This is a genomic window from Rubellimicrobium thermophilum DSM 16684, assembly GCF_000442315.1.
GTDB lineage: Bacteria > Pseudomonadota > Alphaproteobacteria > Rhodobacterales > Rhodobacteraceae > Rubellimicrobium > Rubellimicrobium thermophilum.
Genome location: NZ_KE557324.1, coordinates 186,252 through 199,681 on the forward strand (window position 1 = coordinate 186,252; position 13,430 = coordinate 199,681).

The 13,430-nt window shown below is 70.2% G+C and carries 11 protein-coding genes and 1 pseudogene; 5 read left to right on the forward strand and 7 right to left on the reverse strand.

Features of this window, described 5'->3' with window-relative positions:
- Positions 1–12: 12 nt before the first annotated feature.
- The 3 genes from RUTHE_RS13215 to glyA all read right to left on the reverse strand — a co-directional run bounded on the left by RUTHE_RS13215 (position 13) and on the right by glyA (position 3,388).
- Entirely contained in the window at positions 13–1,119 is a 1,107-nt protein-coding gene (locus RUTHE_RS13215) for an ABC transporter substrate-binding protein (protein WP_021098958.1), read from the reverse strand.
- 167 nt (positions 1,120–1,286) lie between these two features.
- Entirely contained in the window at positions 1,287–2,102 is an 816-nt protein-coding gene (locus RUTHE_RS13220) for an alpha/beta fold hydrolase (protein ID WP_021098959.1), read from the reverse strand.
- A 2-nt stretch (positions 2,103–2,104) separates the two neighbouring features.
- Complete coding sequence (glyA, locus tag RUTHE_RS13225) at positions 2,105–3,388, reverse strand: serine hydroxymethyltransferase (protein WP_021098960.1); 1,284 nt, start codon at positions 3,386–3,388, stop codon at positions 2,105–2,107.
- Positions 3,389–3,594: 206 nt separating this feature from the next.
- Here glyA and RUTHE_RS13230 point away from each other — a divergent pair, with 206 nt between their 5' ends.
- The 4 genes from RUTHE_RS13230 to RUTHE_RS13245 all read left to right on the forward strand — a co-directional run bounded on the left by RUTHE_RS13230 (position 3,595) and on the right by RUTHE_RS13245 (position 5,894).
- Complete coding sequence (locus RUTHE_RS13230; protein WP_021098961.1) at positions 3,595–4,359, forward strand: NAD kinase; 765 nt, start codon at positions 3,595–3,597, stop codon at positions 4,357–4,359.
- Positions 4,360–4,539: 180 nt separating this feature from the next.
- On the forward strand, positions 4,540–4,983 hold the full coding sequence (locus tag RUTHE_RS13235; protein ID WP_021098962.1) for a hypothetical protein: 444 nt from the start codon (positions 4,540–4,542) through the stop codon (positions 4,981–4,983).
- An 81-nt stretch (positions 4,984–5,064) separates the two neighbouring features.
- The gene (csgH, locus tag RUTHE_RS13240) at positions 5,065–5,490 is read left to right on the forward strand and encodes a curli-like amyloid fiber formation chaperone CsgH (RefSeq protein WP_021098963.1); all 426 of its coding nucleotides are present in this window, start codon (positions 5,065–5,067) and stop codon (positions 5,488–5,490) included.
- Positions 5,491–5,519: 29 nt separating this feature from the next.
- A complete protein-coding gene (locus RUTHE_RS13245) occupies positions 5,520–5,894 on the forward strand; it encodes a hypothetical protein (RefSeq protein WP_040645875.1) in 375 nt (124 codons plus the stop codon).
- A gap of 3 nt (positions 5,895–5,897) precedes the next feature.
- Here RUTHE_RS13245 and RUTHE_RS13250 read toward each other — a convergent pair whose 3' ends face one another.
- The 4 genes and pseudogenes from RUTHE_RS13250 to RUTHE_RS17795 all read right to left on the reverse strand — a co-directional run bounded on the left by RUTHE_RS13250 (position 5,898) and on the right by RUTHE_RS17795 (position 10,854).
- Positions 5,898–8,177, reverse strand: a complete 2,280-nt coding sequence (locus tag RUTHE_RS13250) for an NADP-dependent malic enzyme (protein WP_021098964.1) — start codon at positions 8,175–8,177, stop codon at positions 5,898–5,900.
- A 221-nt stretch (positions 8,178–8,398) separates the two neighbouring features.
- A pseudogene (locus tag RUTHE_RS17785) lies at positions 8,399–9,202 on the reverse strand (methenyltetrahydromethanopterin cyclohydrolase); the annotation flags it as partial.
- A 57-nt stretch (positions 9,203–9,259) separates the two neighbouring features.
- On the reverse strand, positions 9,260–10,282 hold the full coding sequence (locus RUTHE_RS17790; RefSeq protein WP_245542246.1) for a thiamine pyrophosphate-dependent enzyme: 1,023 nt from the start codon (positions 10,280–10,282) through the stop codon (positions 9,260–9,262).
- Positions 10,195–10,854: a thiamine pyrophosphate-binding protein gene (locus RUTHE_RS17795; RefSeq protein WP_245542247.1), complete on the reverse strand. Its 660-nt coding sequence runs from the start codon at positions 10,852–10,854 to the stop codon at positions 10,195–10,197. The genes RUTHE_RS17790 and RUTHE_RS17795 overlap by 88 nt, the downstream gene beginning before the upstream one ends.
- 132 nt (positions 10,855–10,986) lie before the next feature.
- On the opposite strand from RUTHE_RS17795, the gene RUTHE_RS13260 reads away from it, so the two are divergent.
- Entirely contained in the window at positions 10,987–13,428 is a 2,442-nt protein-coding gene (locus tag RUTHE_RS13260; protein ID WP_021098968.1) for a GcvT family protein, read from the forward strand.
- Positions 13,429–13,430 lie beyond the last annotated feature (2 nt).

The window sequence follows — 13,430 nt, forward strand, 5'->3', positions numbered from 1 at the left end:
TCGGGTCCGGGTTTACTCGACGACGTCCGCGCCGACGACGCTGTCCCAGCCGTTCACCACCGCATCGCGGTTGGCGTTCACCTGTTCGATGGTGGGGAAGACCGCGCGCTCATAGGCCTCGGCCGGCGGGAGCGCATCCAGCAGCTCCTGCGGGACCACGCCGCGTTCCACCAGATCGTTGTAGCGGATCGGATGGCAGTAGCCACGCAGCCATTCGATCTGGCCCTCGTCGGAATAGAGATGCTCCATCCAGAGCTTCGCCGCATTCGGATGGGGCGCATAGGCCGAGATCGCCTGGACATAGACGCCCGCCAGCGTCACGTCAGAGGGCACCACGACCTCGACCGGCGGATTGCCGTTGAGCGTGTCGCGGGTAGCCAGGGCGTTGTAGTCCCACTGGATGACGATCGGCGTCGTCCCCTGGGCCAGCGTGCCCGAACCGGCGATCACCGGGACGAAATTGCCCATGTCGTTCAGCTCCTTGAAGAACTGAAGACCGGCTTCGCCTGCGGCCTGCCCCGGTTCGGCGCCCCGCGCCATGCCGGCGGCCATCACCGCCAGAATCGCCTGGTTGGATGCGCGCGGATCCCCGGCAAGGGCGACCATGCCGGCATATTGCGGATCGAGAAGATCCGCAAAGGACTGCGGCACATCCTCCACCAGATCGGTGTTCACGGCAAAGGACATCACGCCGTAATAATCACCGTACCAGTAGCCTTCGGGATCCTTGGCCTCCTCGGGAATCGAATCCCAGGTGGAGACCATGTAGGGCTGGATCAGGCCCTCGTCCTTCGCCTGCGGTCCGAAGGCGAGCCCCACATCGATCACGTCGGGCGCCTGGGGCCCGGTATTGTTCATGTTGGCCCGGATCGCCTCCAGCTCTTCGGCCGAAGACGCATTGGGGTTCAGTTCGTTGAGTGTGATGTTGGGATACTTCTCCTGGAAGGTGCGGAAGACGCCTTCATAATTGCACCAGTCGCGCGGCAGCGCGATCGTCGTCAGCATGCCTTCGGCCTCGGCTGCGGCCGCCAGTTCGTCCAGCGACTGTGCCATCGCTGTCCCGGCTTGCAGCATGATCGCAGCGCTCACCGTGGCCGTCAGCCATCCCGAAATCCTCATCGTGGTCTCCCCTGTTCAAGGCCGGACCTTTTTCATCCGCCCGGCTTGCGGCGCCTAGCTAACGACTGAAACGGAAATGTGACAATCCAGTTTGTTGTGCGGCCGGTCCTCCGGCAGGATGCGTGGCCCCGGACACGGACGGACGGCCACGCCCCCCTGTCTGGGCATCAGGCGGGGTCCGGCGCATCGAGAAAGGCGCGCAGGGCGGCCTCCGTCTCGCGCGGGCGATCGGCATGAAGCCAGTGACCGGCCCCCCGGATGCGGGCGAAGCGGGCGGCGGGGAACAGGCGGCGGATCGTTGCCCTGTGCTCGGGCTGCACGTAATCGCTGTCCTCTCCGGACAGGAACAGGCTTGGCCCCCCGAACTGTCCCTGCATCGCGGGAAAGCCCATGATGGCCTGCATGTTCCCTGCCAGCGCATCGAGATCCAGGCGCCAGCGCCGCCCCTTCAGGTCGAGGCTCTGGATCAGGAAGGCGGCCGTCGCCGGATCGTCGAGGCCCATGGCCGCCTGGGCCTCCACGCGCGAGGCGACCTGCCCGGGATCCACGCGCCGCATCGCCTCGATCTCGGCCATGCGGTCGCGCGGATAGGCGACCGGCGCGATGTCGAGAACCACCAGACGGCGGACCAGATCGGGCCGCGTCAGGGCCAGCGTCATCGCCGCCTTGCCGCCCATCGAATGGCCGGCCACATCCATCGGTCCCCCCTCGGCCTCGATCAGCGCGGCCAGATCGGCGGCCAGGGCGGGATAGTCGTGCCGGGGGTCCCGGGGGCTTTCCCCGTGATTGCGCAGATCGGGCACGAGCACCGGACGATCCTGCCCGAGATGCCGGGCGATGCTGCCCCAGTTGCGGGCCGATCCGAACAGACCATGCACGATCAGCAGCGGCGGCCGCAGGGGATCCGCCGCTGTCCCGCCATGGCGAAGGACCCGCAGCGCAAGGGCGGTGGGGGCATCCGCGGCGCCGCTGCGAGGCGCCATCCTCACAGGTCCGGATAGATCGGGAAGCGCTCGCAGAGCGCCGTCACCTCGGCCCGCACGCGCGCCTCGATGGCGGGATCGCCTTCGCCGCCGGTCGCACGCAGCCCGTCCACGACCTCGACGATCCAGCGGCCGATCTGCCGGAATTCCGCCTCCCCGAAGCCGCGCGTCGTGGCCGCCGGAGAGCCGAGGCGCACGCCGCTCGTCACCGTGGGCTTCTCGGGGTCGAAGGGCACACCGTTCTTGTTGCAGGTGATGTGGGCGCGGCCCAGCGCCTGTTCGGTCGCGTTGCCCTTCACCCCCTTCGGCCGCAGGTCCACGAGCATCAGATGGGTGTCGGTGCCCCCCGTCACGATGTCGAGGCCGCCCTGCATCAGTTCGTCCGCAAGCGCCTGGGCATTGCGGACCACCTGCTGCTGATAGACGCGGAAGGACGGATCGAGTGCCTCACCGAAGGCGACGGCCTTGGCGGCGATGACATGCATCAGGGGGCCCCCCTGAAGGCCGGGGAAGACGGCGGCATTGACCTTCTTCGCGATCTCCTCGTCATTGGTGAGGATCATGCCGCCCCGCGGGCCGCGCAGGGTCTTGTGCGTGGTGGTGGTCACGACATGGGCATGCGGGAAGGGCGAGGGATAGAGCCCTGCCGCCACGAGACCCGCGAAATGGGCCATGTCCACGATCAGCCAGGCGCCCACCGCGTCGGCGATGGCCCGCATCCGGGGAAAGTCGATGATCCGCGGGATTGCCGAACCGCCGGCGATGATCGCGCGGGGGCGGTGTTCATGGGCCAGGCTCTCGATCTGGTCGTAATCGATCAGGCAGTCCTGCCGGCGCACGCCATACTGGATGGCGTTGAACCACTTGCCGGACTGGTTGGGCCGGGCGCCATGCGTCAGATGCCCGCCGGCATCGAGGCTCATGCCCAGGATCGTGTCGCCGGGCGACAGAAGCGCCATGAAGGCCCCCTGATTGGCCTGGCTGCCCGAATTGGGCTGGACATTCGCGAAGGCGCAGCCGAACAGCCGCTTGGCGCGTTCGATGGCCAGCGTCTCGGCGATGTCCACGAACTGGCAGCCGCCGTAGTAGCGCTTGCCCGGATAGCCTTCGGCATATTTGTTCGTCATCACCGAGCCCTGCGCCTCGAGCACCGCGCGGGAGACGATGTTCTCCGACGCGATCAGCTCGATCTCGTGGCGCTGGCGCCCCAGCTCCCGGGCGATGGCCTCGGCGATCTCGGGGTCGCGGGCGGCGAGCGTGGTGGCGAAGAAGCTCTGGTCCAGCATGGGATCTCCTGCGGCGGCAGACGGTGCGGGCGGATCGGCGTCGCCATAGCCGGTTCGCCGCTGCAACGCGAGAGCAAAGGCGACGCCCCGGGCTTCGTCGGCGGCGCTTGCGTTTCCGATCCGCAGCGCGGAGAACCGGCGGGAGGAATCGGATTCCGCGCTGGACGGGGGGGAAAGCCGATGGCCGCAGTCCGCGGCGGGTTCCGGTGACGGTCCCGCGCCTGCATTTCACCGCCTCCGACTCGCCGCTTGCCGCGGAGGCGCGGGCACGCCTGGCCGCACGCTACGGGCAGGTGCCCCTGGAGTCGGCGGAGATCGTCGTGGCGCTGGGCGGCGACGGCTTCATGCTCCAGACGCTGCATGCCGTGCAGGGGCGAGAGATCCCGGTCTACGGCATGAATCGCGGCACGGTCGGCTTCCTCATGAATGCCTATGGAGAAGACGACCTGCTGGCCCGGCTTGCCGCCGCCGAACGGGCCATCATCAATCCGCTGCGGATGCGGGCCAGGACGGTGGCCGGGCCGCTGCGCGAGGCCCTGGCCATCAACGAGGTCTCGCTGCTGCGCGCCGGCCCGCAGGCGGCAAAGCTGCGCGTCACCGTAGACGGCCGCCTGCGGATGGAAGAGCTGGTCTGCGATGGCTGTCTCGTGGCCACGCCGGCGGGTTCGACTGCCTACAACTACTCGGCGCATGGTCCGATCCTGCCCATCGGGGCCGAGGTCCTGGCCATGACCGCTATCGCCCCCTTCCGCCCCCGCCGGTGGCGCGGGGCCCTGGTGCCCAAGGGGGCCCTGGTGCGCTTCGACGTGCTCGAGGCCGACAAGCGGCCGGTGCGGGCGGATGCGGATTCCGTCTCGGTCGGCGAGGTGGAGTGGGCCGAGATCCGCTCCGAGCCCGCGATCCGCCATCACCTGCTGTTCGACCCCGGCCATGGGCTCGAGGAACGGCTGCTGCGCGAACAGTTCGCCTGAGACGCGGCCTGCGCAGGCGCCGCTAGCCGATAGCGCCGCCGCCGCGCCGTCTGAAAACCCCTGACAGCGGGGCGTTCTTGCCTTGATCGGCGGGGCGCTCCCCCTTGCGGCACATCGGCTCGCTGCCGCGGCCCTGTCCCGGCACGGCGGGCCGGATCACACCGAACGGGAGAGACCGCCATGACCATCAGGAGCTTCGCCGTCGTGCTGGCGATCGGCCTTGCGACCGGGCTTGCCGCCCTGCCTGCCGCTGCCGACGGGGGCAGCAACATCGTCCGCCTCGACCAATGGGGCGGCGGCAACGGCGTGGGCCTGTCCCAGGGAGGACAGCACAACCGCCTGACCGTCACGCAGGAGGGCTGGCGCAACACCATCATCGCCACCCAGGACGGGGCGCGCAACCGGACCGTGGTCGGCCAGACCGGCTGGCGCAACGCGGTCACGGCCTCGCAGGGGGGGCGCTGCAACCTGCTGGGCGTGGCCCAGTTCGGCCGCGCCAACGAGGCGGAGGTGGAGCAGTCCGGCCGCTGCAACGCCCTCGGCGTGATCCAGAGCGGCAATGGCGGGCATGTCACCGCCCGGCAGGGCGGGCGCGGCAACGTGGCCGTCATCCTTCAGGACTGATCCCCGCCTCACCGAGGGGGGCGCGGGGACTGACCGCCCCCCGATCCGCCCCCCCCCCGATCCGCCAAGGGAGAATCCCCCATGACCCTGTCCCCCACGACCATCCGCTCTCCCATGACGCTGGTCCTGGCCGCGCTGGTGCTGACAGCCTGCGCGATGGCCTTTGGTGCATCGCCGGCAGGCCTCTCCGGCGTCGCGTCCGGCGGCGCGCTGGCCTCGGGTCCCCTCTACGGGCCGGTGCAATGCGTGCTGGAGCTCGGACGCTCCGGCAACGGGCTTGTGCTGGCCGGGCAGGTAACGGCCCGACGGAACCTGTCCGGCGAATACAGCCTGCATGTGCAGGGGCGCGGGATCGTCATCGACCAGGGCGGACCCTTCTCGCTGAGCGCGGGCGAACGCGCAACGCTCGGCCGCGCGAACCTGCCCGGCCGAGCCGAGGATTACACCCTGCGCCTGATCGTCGAGGCTGCAGGGCGCCGCGTCGCCTGCCCCGTCGAGACGGACTGATCCCTTCCCGGTCGCGAAGGACCGCCGCCATGCTCCGCGCCCTCGCCATCACGATGCTCCTGGCCTCGCCCGTGTCGGCAGGGCAGGTCGAATGGGTCTGGTCCCCCCGGACCGGTGACGAAGCGGCCGCCCTGCGCGCGGCTTTCGCGCTTCAGGCCCTCCGCGAGCAGATGCGCAGCGGCGGCACCCTGCGCCAGCGGGGCCGCGACAATGCCGCCGCGCTGCTCCAGTGGGGGGGCGGCAACCGGGCCGCGATCATCCAGCGCGGCGACGGCCACGCCGCACGGCTGACGCAGGAGGGCGGCGGAAATATCGGAGCCGTGGTCCAGATCGGGCGCGGCGCCCGCGCCGATGTCACGCAGCGCGGCGGCGAGACTGGGGTGACCGTGCAGATCGGCTGGTAGGCCTCAGCCATATTGCGCCACCGGCGTTCCGGCGATCGCGCTCATGTTCAGCAGGCCCCGTGCGGTGATCGAGGGCGTAACGATATGGGCGCGGTTGCCCATGCCCATCAGGATCGGCCCCACCTCGAGCCCCCGCGCCTTCATCTTGAGGATGTTGCGCACGCCCGAGGCGGCGTCGGTATTGGCGAAGACAAGGATGTTGGCCGCCCCCTCGAGCCGGCTGCCGGGGAACAGCCTCTCGCGGATCTCGGGGTCGAGTGCCGCATCGACATGCATCTCGCCCTCATAGGCGAAGTTGGGTTCCAGCCGGTCGAGGATCTCGAGGGCGGCGCGCATCTTCTGGCCCGACGGCGTGTCGAGATTGCCGAACTGGCTGTGGGAACAGAGCGCGACCTTGGGCGTGATCCCGAAGCGCCGGGCATGGCGGGCAGCCGCCACGACCGTTTCGGCCACCTGTTCGGGCGAGGGGTCGTGATGGACCTGCGTATCGGCGATGAACAGCGGCCCGTCGTCGAGGATCATGAGCGACAGGGCCCCCACCGGCCGCAGCCCCCCCCGGGCGAGGACCTGGCGGATATAGTTGAGGTGCCAGAGATACTGGCCATAGGTGCCGCAGATCAGGCTGTCGGCCTCGCCGCGATGCACCATCACCGCGCCGATGGCCGTGGTGTTCGTGCGCATGACCGCCCGGGCCAGATCCGGCGTCACCCCACGCCGCGCCATCAGCTCGTGATAGGTGCTCCAGTAGTCGCGGTAGCGCGGGTCGTCCTCGGGATTGACCAGCTCGAAATCCTGCCCCGGCCTGATCTTCAGGCCGATGCGCCGGCAGCGCACATCGACCACCTCGGGACGGCCGATGAGGATGGGCTTGGCATCGCTTTCCTCCAGCATCGCCGCAGCGGTGCGCAGCACGCGCTCATCCTCGCCTTCGGCAAAGACGATGCGCCGGCCGGCATGGCGAGAGGCCTCGAACACGGGCCGCATGATGAGGGCCGAGCGGAACACCGATCCGTCCAGCGCCTCGCGATAGGCCTTCAGATCCGCGATCGGGCGGGTGGCGACGCCCGATTCCATCGCTGCACGGGCGACGGCGGTGGCCACCACACCCATCAGGCGCGGATCGAAGGGCTTGGGGATCAGGTAGTCGGGGCCGAAGGCCATCGACTCGCCCTGATAGGCGGCGGCGGCCTCGGCACTGGTGGTCTGCCGGGCGAGATCGGCGATGGCCTCGATGCAGGCGATCTTCATCGCCTCGTTGATCTGGGTCGCCCCCACATCCAGCGCCCCGCGGAAGATGAACGGAAAGCACAGGACATTGTTGACCTGATTGGGAAAGTCGGATCGCCCCGTGGCGATGATGACATCGGGGACGGCGGCGCGCGCGACATCGGGCATGATCTCGGGCACCGGATTGGCAAGCGCAAAGACGATGGGCCGGGGCGCCATCCGGCGGACCATGTCCGGGGTCAGCACATCGGGCCCCGACAGGCCGAGAAAGAGATCTGCCCCCTCGATCACCTCTGCAAGCGTGCGCGGCTCCCGGCCCTGGGCATAGGCGGCTTTCTGCGGGGTCATGTCGGCCTCGCGCCCGTGATGGACAAGGCCGTGCAGATCGCACAGCCAGATGTTCTCGCGCCGAACGCCCAGCGTGACCAGCATGTCGAGACAGGCGATCCCGGCCGCGCCGCCGCCGGTGGAGACCACCTTGATGTCCTCCCAGCGCTTGCCTGCAACCAGCAGCGCATTGGTTGCGGCGGCGCCGACGACGATGGCGGTGCCGTGCTGGTCGTCGTGGAAGACGGGGATCTTCATCCGCTCGCGGCAGAGTCGTTCGACGACGAAACAGTCGGGGGCCTTGATGTCCTCCAGATTGATGGCGCCGAAGGTCGGCTCCAGGGCGCAGATGATCTCGGCCAGCTTCTGCGGATCGCGCTCGTCGATCTCGATGTCGAAGCAGTCGATATTGGCGAATTTCTTGAAGAGGACGGCCTTGCCCTCCATCACCGGCTTGGAGGCCAGTGCCCCGATGGCCCCCAGCCCGAGCACCGCCGTGCCGTTCGACACCACCGCGACGAGATTGCCCCGCGTCGTGTAGTCGCGGGCGGCGGCGGGATCGGCCCTGATCTCGAGGCAGGCCTCGGCCACGCCGGGGGAATAGGCGCGGGACAGGTCGCGCCCGTTGGCCAGCGGCTTGGTCGCCCGGATCTCGAGCTTGCCCGGTCGGGGCAGGCGGTGATAGTCGAGTGCCGCCCTGCGCAGCGTGTCCTTGCCTTCGTCCGCCATCGCGCCGTCCCTCCCCTGCCCGGAGGTTCCTCATAAGCAGGGCCTGCGTCCCTGCCAAGGCAGACCGGGGCGATGGCCGCTAGCGCAGCAGCTTCCGCAGGCGCCCCCACGCCACCCGGCCGGCCGCGAAGGTCTCGCCCGAAGCGGCCGTGACAAGGACGCGCGCCGGCGCGAAGAGGCCCGGGTCGATGGCGCCCAGGACGGCCGCCCGCCGCGGCCAGCAGCTCGGCCAGGGGCCGTTCCCGGTCGGGCGAGGTGGAGGAGGGCAGCGCCTCGGCCAGATCCCGGGCTTCGCCGGCCGGCAGGGTCACGGTCAGATGCGCCACCGCACCGTGGATGATGGCCTCATTGGCCCGGGCCATCGCGGTGGGGCCGTCCGGATGCGGTGCGCCCAGCGGGGCCAGGGCCGTCCCTTCCGTGACGCAGGCGGGATCGAAGCCCAGCACCCGCAGCTTCTGCATCGCGCATTCGAGCGCGCGGGCCGCGATCTGTGCCATGCCTGCCGCGCTGCCGGTGGGGGCGTGCAGCAGCGTCACTTGGGCGGGCCTCACGCCGCAGGCCGCCGCGACCTCTTCCGAAAGGGTCTCGGATGGCGGCTCCGGCCCCTCGAGGGCCAGCACCGCGACAGAGGCATGCTCCTCATGCCGGATGGCGGTGGCCACCTCGTCCGCCCGTGCCAGCAGACGCGCCGGGCCGGAGCCGAGCAGCACCGCGCCGCCGGGGCTCCTGAAGGTCCAGCCGGCATACTGGCTGCCCAGACAGGCGAGCGCCGGATGCGCCGTGCGTACCGAGACCGCCCAGGGCAGCGGCCGGGAGGGGTGCAGCGCGACCGTGGCCAGCCCGCCAAGCGTGACCCGCGCCAGCGCCAGACCCGCCTCGAGCGAGCCGCGCGCCTCATGTCCGCAATCGAGCCGCAAGGCCCCCGCCGCATCCCGCCGCACGCCGATGCCCCACACGCCGCCATCGCGTGCCATGGCGCGGGCGATGGCGGCAGCACGGGCATTGAGCGAGAGAGGCCGATCCATGCCCGGGCAAGTGCGCAGCCGGTCTTCCGGTTCCCTCCGGCTGTGCGGTCGGCTGTCTCAGCCTTCGTGGACCAGGGCGGCTGGCAGATCGATGAGCGTCGGTCCCCCCCGCCGGGCCGCCGCCTGAAGACGGCCGGGCAGATCGGCCAGCGCCGTGATCCGCTCGGCGGCAATCCCCCAGGCGCGGGCGACGGCGACAAAATCCGGCGGTGTCGGTCGCACGCCCAGCGGTTCGGCTCCGGCGGCGCGCATCGCCATCTCGATCTCCCGATAGCCCGCATTGTTCCAGACCAGCAGGATCACCGGGGCCTGCTCATCGGCCAGGGTGCCGAGTTCGGACAGGGTGAACTGGAGTCCCCCGTCCCCCGCAAGGGCGATCACCGGGCGCGCGGGATCGGCCAGAGCCGCGCCGATGGCCGCGGGCAGTGCCCAGCCCAGGGTGCCGAACCCCGTGGCGCTGTTGGCCCAGCCGCCCGGCTGCCCGGCCTCGAAGAACAGGTTTCCCGCATAGACGGGTTCGGTCGAATCGCCCATCACGACGGCCTCCGGCAGCGCCTCTCGGATCGTCTCGAGCACCGCGAGGCAGCGCGCCGGCCCGGGCAGGAGCGCAGCCCGCGCCGCCTCGCGTGTGCGGGCCGCCCGTGTTGCCCCCTCGCCGCCCTGTCGGAGGGGCAGCCGGGCTGCCAGGGCCGCTGCCGCCTCTGCGGCATCGGCCAGGATTCCCAGACCCGCCGGTCCCGATGCCAGCCGCTGCGCATCGCGATCCACCCGCACGAGCCCCGCCAGATCCGGAAAACCGCCGTCCAGATCCATGTCGAGATCCGTCGGCCCCATTTCGCTGCCCAGCACGAGCACGGCATCCGCTTCGGCCAGCAGGCCGCGCACGGGGCCGAGGCTGGGCGAGGCCGGCACGGCCAGCGGATGCCCCCGCATCAGTCCGCGGGCATTCACCGTCTGGACAACCGGCGCATCCAGCGCCTCGGCCAGCGCCGTCAGCGGTGCTTCGGCCCATCTTGCGCCCCCGCCTGCCAGAATGACGGGCCGTCGTGCCGCCCCCAGCCGTGCCGCCGCCTCGCGCAATGCGCTGTCTGCGGCCGCAGGGGCAGAGGGAAGCGGGCGGGGGGGCGGCAGGGGTCCGCAGGGCAGACCGAGCACATCGAGAGGCACGTCCAGATGCGCCGGCCCCGCTGCGCGGCGGCCCAGGCGCGGTCGAGCGCTTCGGCCAGGTTGGCCGGATCGAACAGGGTCTGCGTGTCCACGGCCACCGTTGCCAGGGTCGCCCGCTGGTCGGGCAACTCGTGCAGGGCGCCCCGCCCACGCCCGAGGTCGCGCCGCGCCAGGGTCGAGGACACGACCAGCATGGGGATGCTGTCGCCCCGCGCCTGCGCCATGGGGGTGAGGATGTTGGTCAGCCCCGGCCCGGTGATCACGAAGGCCACACCCGGCCGTCCCGTCGCGCGGGCATACCCGTCGGCCATGAAGCCCGCGCCCTGCTCGTGGCGCGGTGTGACATGGTGAATGCCGGATCCGGCAAGACCTCGGTAGAGCGCGATCGTATGGACACCCGGGATGCCGAACACCCGGTCCACCCCCCGCGCCCGCAGCCCCGCAACCAGCGCCTCGCCGACCGTCATCCCTCTGGGCGTCGTCATCCGGCTTTCTCCGTCGCCTGTGATCAACATTTTCTTAACCCTCTGATGCTAGGGTGAACAGGCAGGGGACGAATCGCCCTGCCGTGCCGGGTTCCGGTGCGCAGAAGAGTAGAAGACAGGTCAGGGGGTGACATGGGCGATCTGCCGGCGCGGGCGCGCGTCGTCATCATCGGCGGCGGGGTGGTGGGCGTCTCGGCGCTCTATCATCTTGCGTTGGCGGGCTGGACGGATTGCGTGCTGATCGAGCGCAACGAACTGACCGCCGGGTCCACCTGGCATGCGGCGGGCAATGTGCCCACCTTCTCCGCCACCTGGTCCATCATGGCCATGCAGCGCTATTCGGCTGAACTCTACCGCGGTCTGGCCGAGCGTGTCGGCTATCCGATGAACTACCATGTCACCGGATCGCTGCGGCTTGCGCATAGCGCAGAGCGGATGCAGGAATTCGCCCGCGTCGTCGGCATGGGCCGGCATCAGGGCATGCCGCTCAGGCTGCTCTCTCCCGCAGAGATCAGGGAGGCCCATCCCTTTGTCGAGACGCATGACATCCGGGGTGCCCTCTACGATCCCCATGACGGCGACATCGATCCCGCCCAGCTCACCCAGGCGCTGGCCAAGGGCGCGCGGGATCTGGGCGCGGTCATCATCCGCTTCTGCAGGGCCATCGGCGCGCGGCGCGACGGCGGGGCATGGATCATCGAGACCGAGCAGGGCGAGATCCGCTGCGACAAGGTCGTGAACGCGGCCGGCTATCGGGCGGCCGAGGTCGGGCGCTGGTTCGGGCGCGAGGTGCCGATGATGACCATGAGTCATCAGTATCTCGTCTTCGACACGGTCCCGGCGGTGGAGGCCTGGAGCCGGCAGAACGGCCGCAAGCTGCCGCTGCTGCGCGATGTGGACGTGTCCTACTATCTCCGCCAGGAGAAGTTCGGCTTCAATCTCGGCCCCTATGAGCCGGACTGCCGCGCCCATTGGGTCACACCCGACGACCCGATGCCCGAGGATTTCTCCTTCCAGCTCTTCCCGGACGATCTCGACCGCATCGCCCCCATCGTCGAGGACGCCATGGAGCGGGTGCCCGTGCTCAAGGAGGCTGGCCTTCTGCGCGTCATCAACGGCCCCATTCCCTATGCCCCGGACGGCAATCCGCTGCTGGGTCCCATGCCCGGTGTGCCGGATGCCTACGAGGCCTGCGCCTTCACCTTCGGCATCTGTCAGGCGGGCGGGGCGGGCAAGGTGCTGGCCGAATGGGTCACGAAGGGCCGGACGGAATGGGACATGTGGTCCTGCGATCCGCGCCGCTACACCGATTTCACCGATCCCGATCATGTGGTGGCCAAGGGGATGGAGACCTACGGCCACGAATACGCCATCCACTTTCCCCGCCATGCCTGGCCCGCCGGCCGCCCGCGCAAGGTCAGTGCGATCCATGACCGCATCGCGGCGCTGGGCGCCCAGTTCGGTGCCACCGCCGGCTGGGAGCGGGCGCTGTGGTATGCCCGGCCCGGCGACGACATCTCGGAGGCCGCGACCCGGACCTGGCGCCGCGACGGGCCCTGGCAGATCCGGGTGCAGGAGGAATGCGAGGCCGTGCGCGATGCCGCCGGCATCCTCGATCTGCCCGGCTTCTCCCGCTTCGAGCTGGAGGGCGAGGGCGCGCGGGCCTGGCTCGCCGAGCAGATCACCGGCCGCGTGCCGGGGACGGGCCGCATGGGGCTGGCCTATTTCGCCGATGAGGATGGACGCCTCGTCACCGAGATGTCCGTGCTGTCGCTGGCCGAGGATCGCTTCCTCCTGATCACCGCGGCCGCAGCCCAGTGGCATGACCGCGACTGGCTGCTGGGCCATCTCGCACCGGGGCTGGTCCTGCGGGACGTGACGCGGGACTGGTCCTGCCAGATCCTGACAGGCCCTGCCTCGCGCGCGATCCTTCAAGGGATCGCGGAGGCCGATCTCGCTCTGCCCTGGCTGTCCCATCAGGAGGCGACGGTGGCGGGCCGCCCCGTCCGCCTCGTCCGCGTGTCCTTCGCCGGCGAACTGGGCTGGGAACTGCACACGCGCCTGGCCGACACACCGGCCGTCTTCGATGCCGTGATGGAGGCGGGGGCGGCCCATGGCCTGCGTCCCTTCGGGATGTTCGCGCTCGATTCGTTGCGGATCGAGAAGGGCTATCGCGCCTGGAAGCAGGATCTCTCGACGGATTACACCGTTCTGGAGGCCGGTCTCGACCGCTTCGTGGACTGGTCCAAACCGGCCTTCCGCGGCAAGGCGGCGCTGGAGCGGCAACGGCAGGCCGGGGTGGGCCGGCGCCTTGCCGTCCTGCGGATCGACCCCCGTCCCTGGGACGCCCCCGGCATGAGCCCGATCTGGCAGAACGACCGCATCGTGGGCGAGACGACCTCGGCCGCCTGGGGCTACCGGGTGGGGGGGCTGGTCGCTTTGGGCATGCTGCGGGCGGATCTCGCGGCGGCCGGCACGCGCCTCGAGGTCGAGATGTTCGGCGAGCGCGTCCCGGCGATCGTCGCGGGCGATGGCCCGCTCTGGGATCCCGCCAATGAACGCCTGCGCGCCTGAGG

Bases quoted from the DNA above. Each gene is read 5' to 3' on its own strand.
- RUTHE_RS13215 (WP_021098958.1), bottom strand. From the start codon at position 1,119: ATGAGGATTTCGGGATGGCTGACGGCCACGGTGAGCGCTGCGATCATG.
- RUTHE_RS13220 (WP_021098959.1), bottom strand. From the start codon at position 2,102: ATGGCGCCTCGCAGCGGCGCCGCGGATGCCCCCACCGCCCTTGCGCTG.
- glyA (WP_021098960.1), bottom strand. From the start codon at position 3,388: ATGCTGGACCAGAGCTTCTTCGCCACCACGCTCGCCGCCCGCGACCCC.
- RUTHE_RS13235 (WP_021098962.1), top strand. From the start codon at position 4,540: ATGACCATCAGGAGCTTCGCCGTCGTGCTGGCGATCGGCCTTGCGACC.
- csgH (WP_021098963.1), top strand. From the start codon at position 5,065: ATGACCCTGTCCCCCACGACCATCCGCTCTCCCATGACGCTGGTCCTG.
- RUTHE_RS13245 (WP_040645875.1), top strand. From the start codon at position 5,520: ATGCTCCGCGCCCTCGCCATCACGATGCTCCTGGCCTCGCCCGTGTCG.
- RUTHE_RS13250 (WP_021098964.1), bottom strand. From the start codon at position 8,177: ATGGCGGACGAAGGCAAGGACACGCTGCGCAGGGCGGCACTCGACTAT.
- RUTHE_RS17795 (WP_245542247.1), bottom strand. From the start codon at position 10,854: ATGACGACGCCCAGAGGGATGACGGTCGGCGAGGCGCTGGTTGCGGGG.
- RUTHE_RS13260 (WP_021098968.1), top strand. From the start codon at position 10,987: ATGGGCGATCTGCCGGCGCGGGCGCGCGTCGTCATCATCGGCGGCGGG.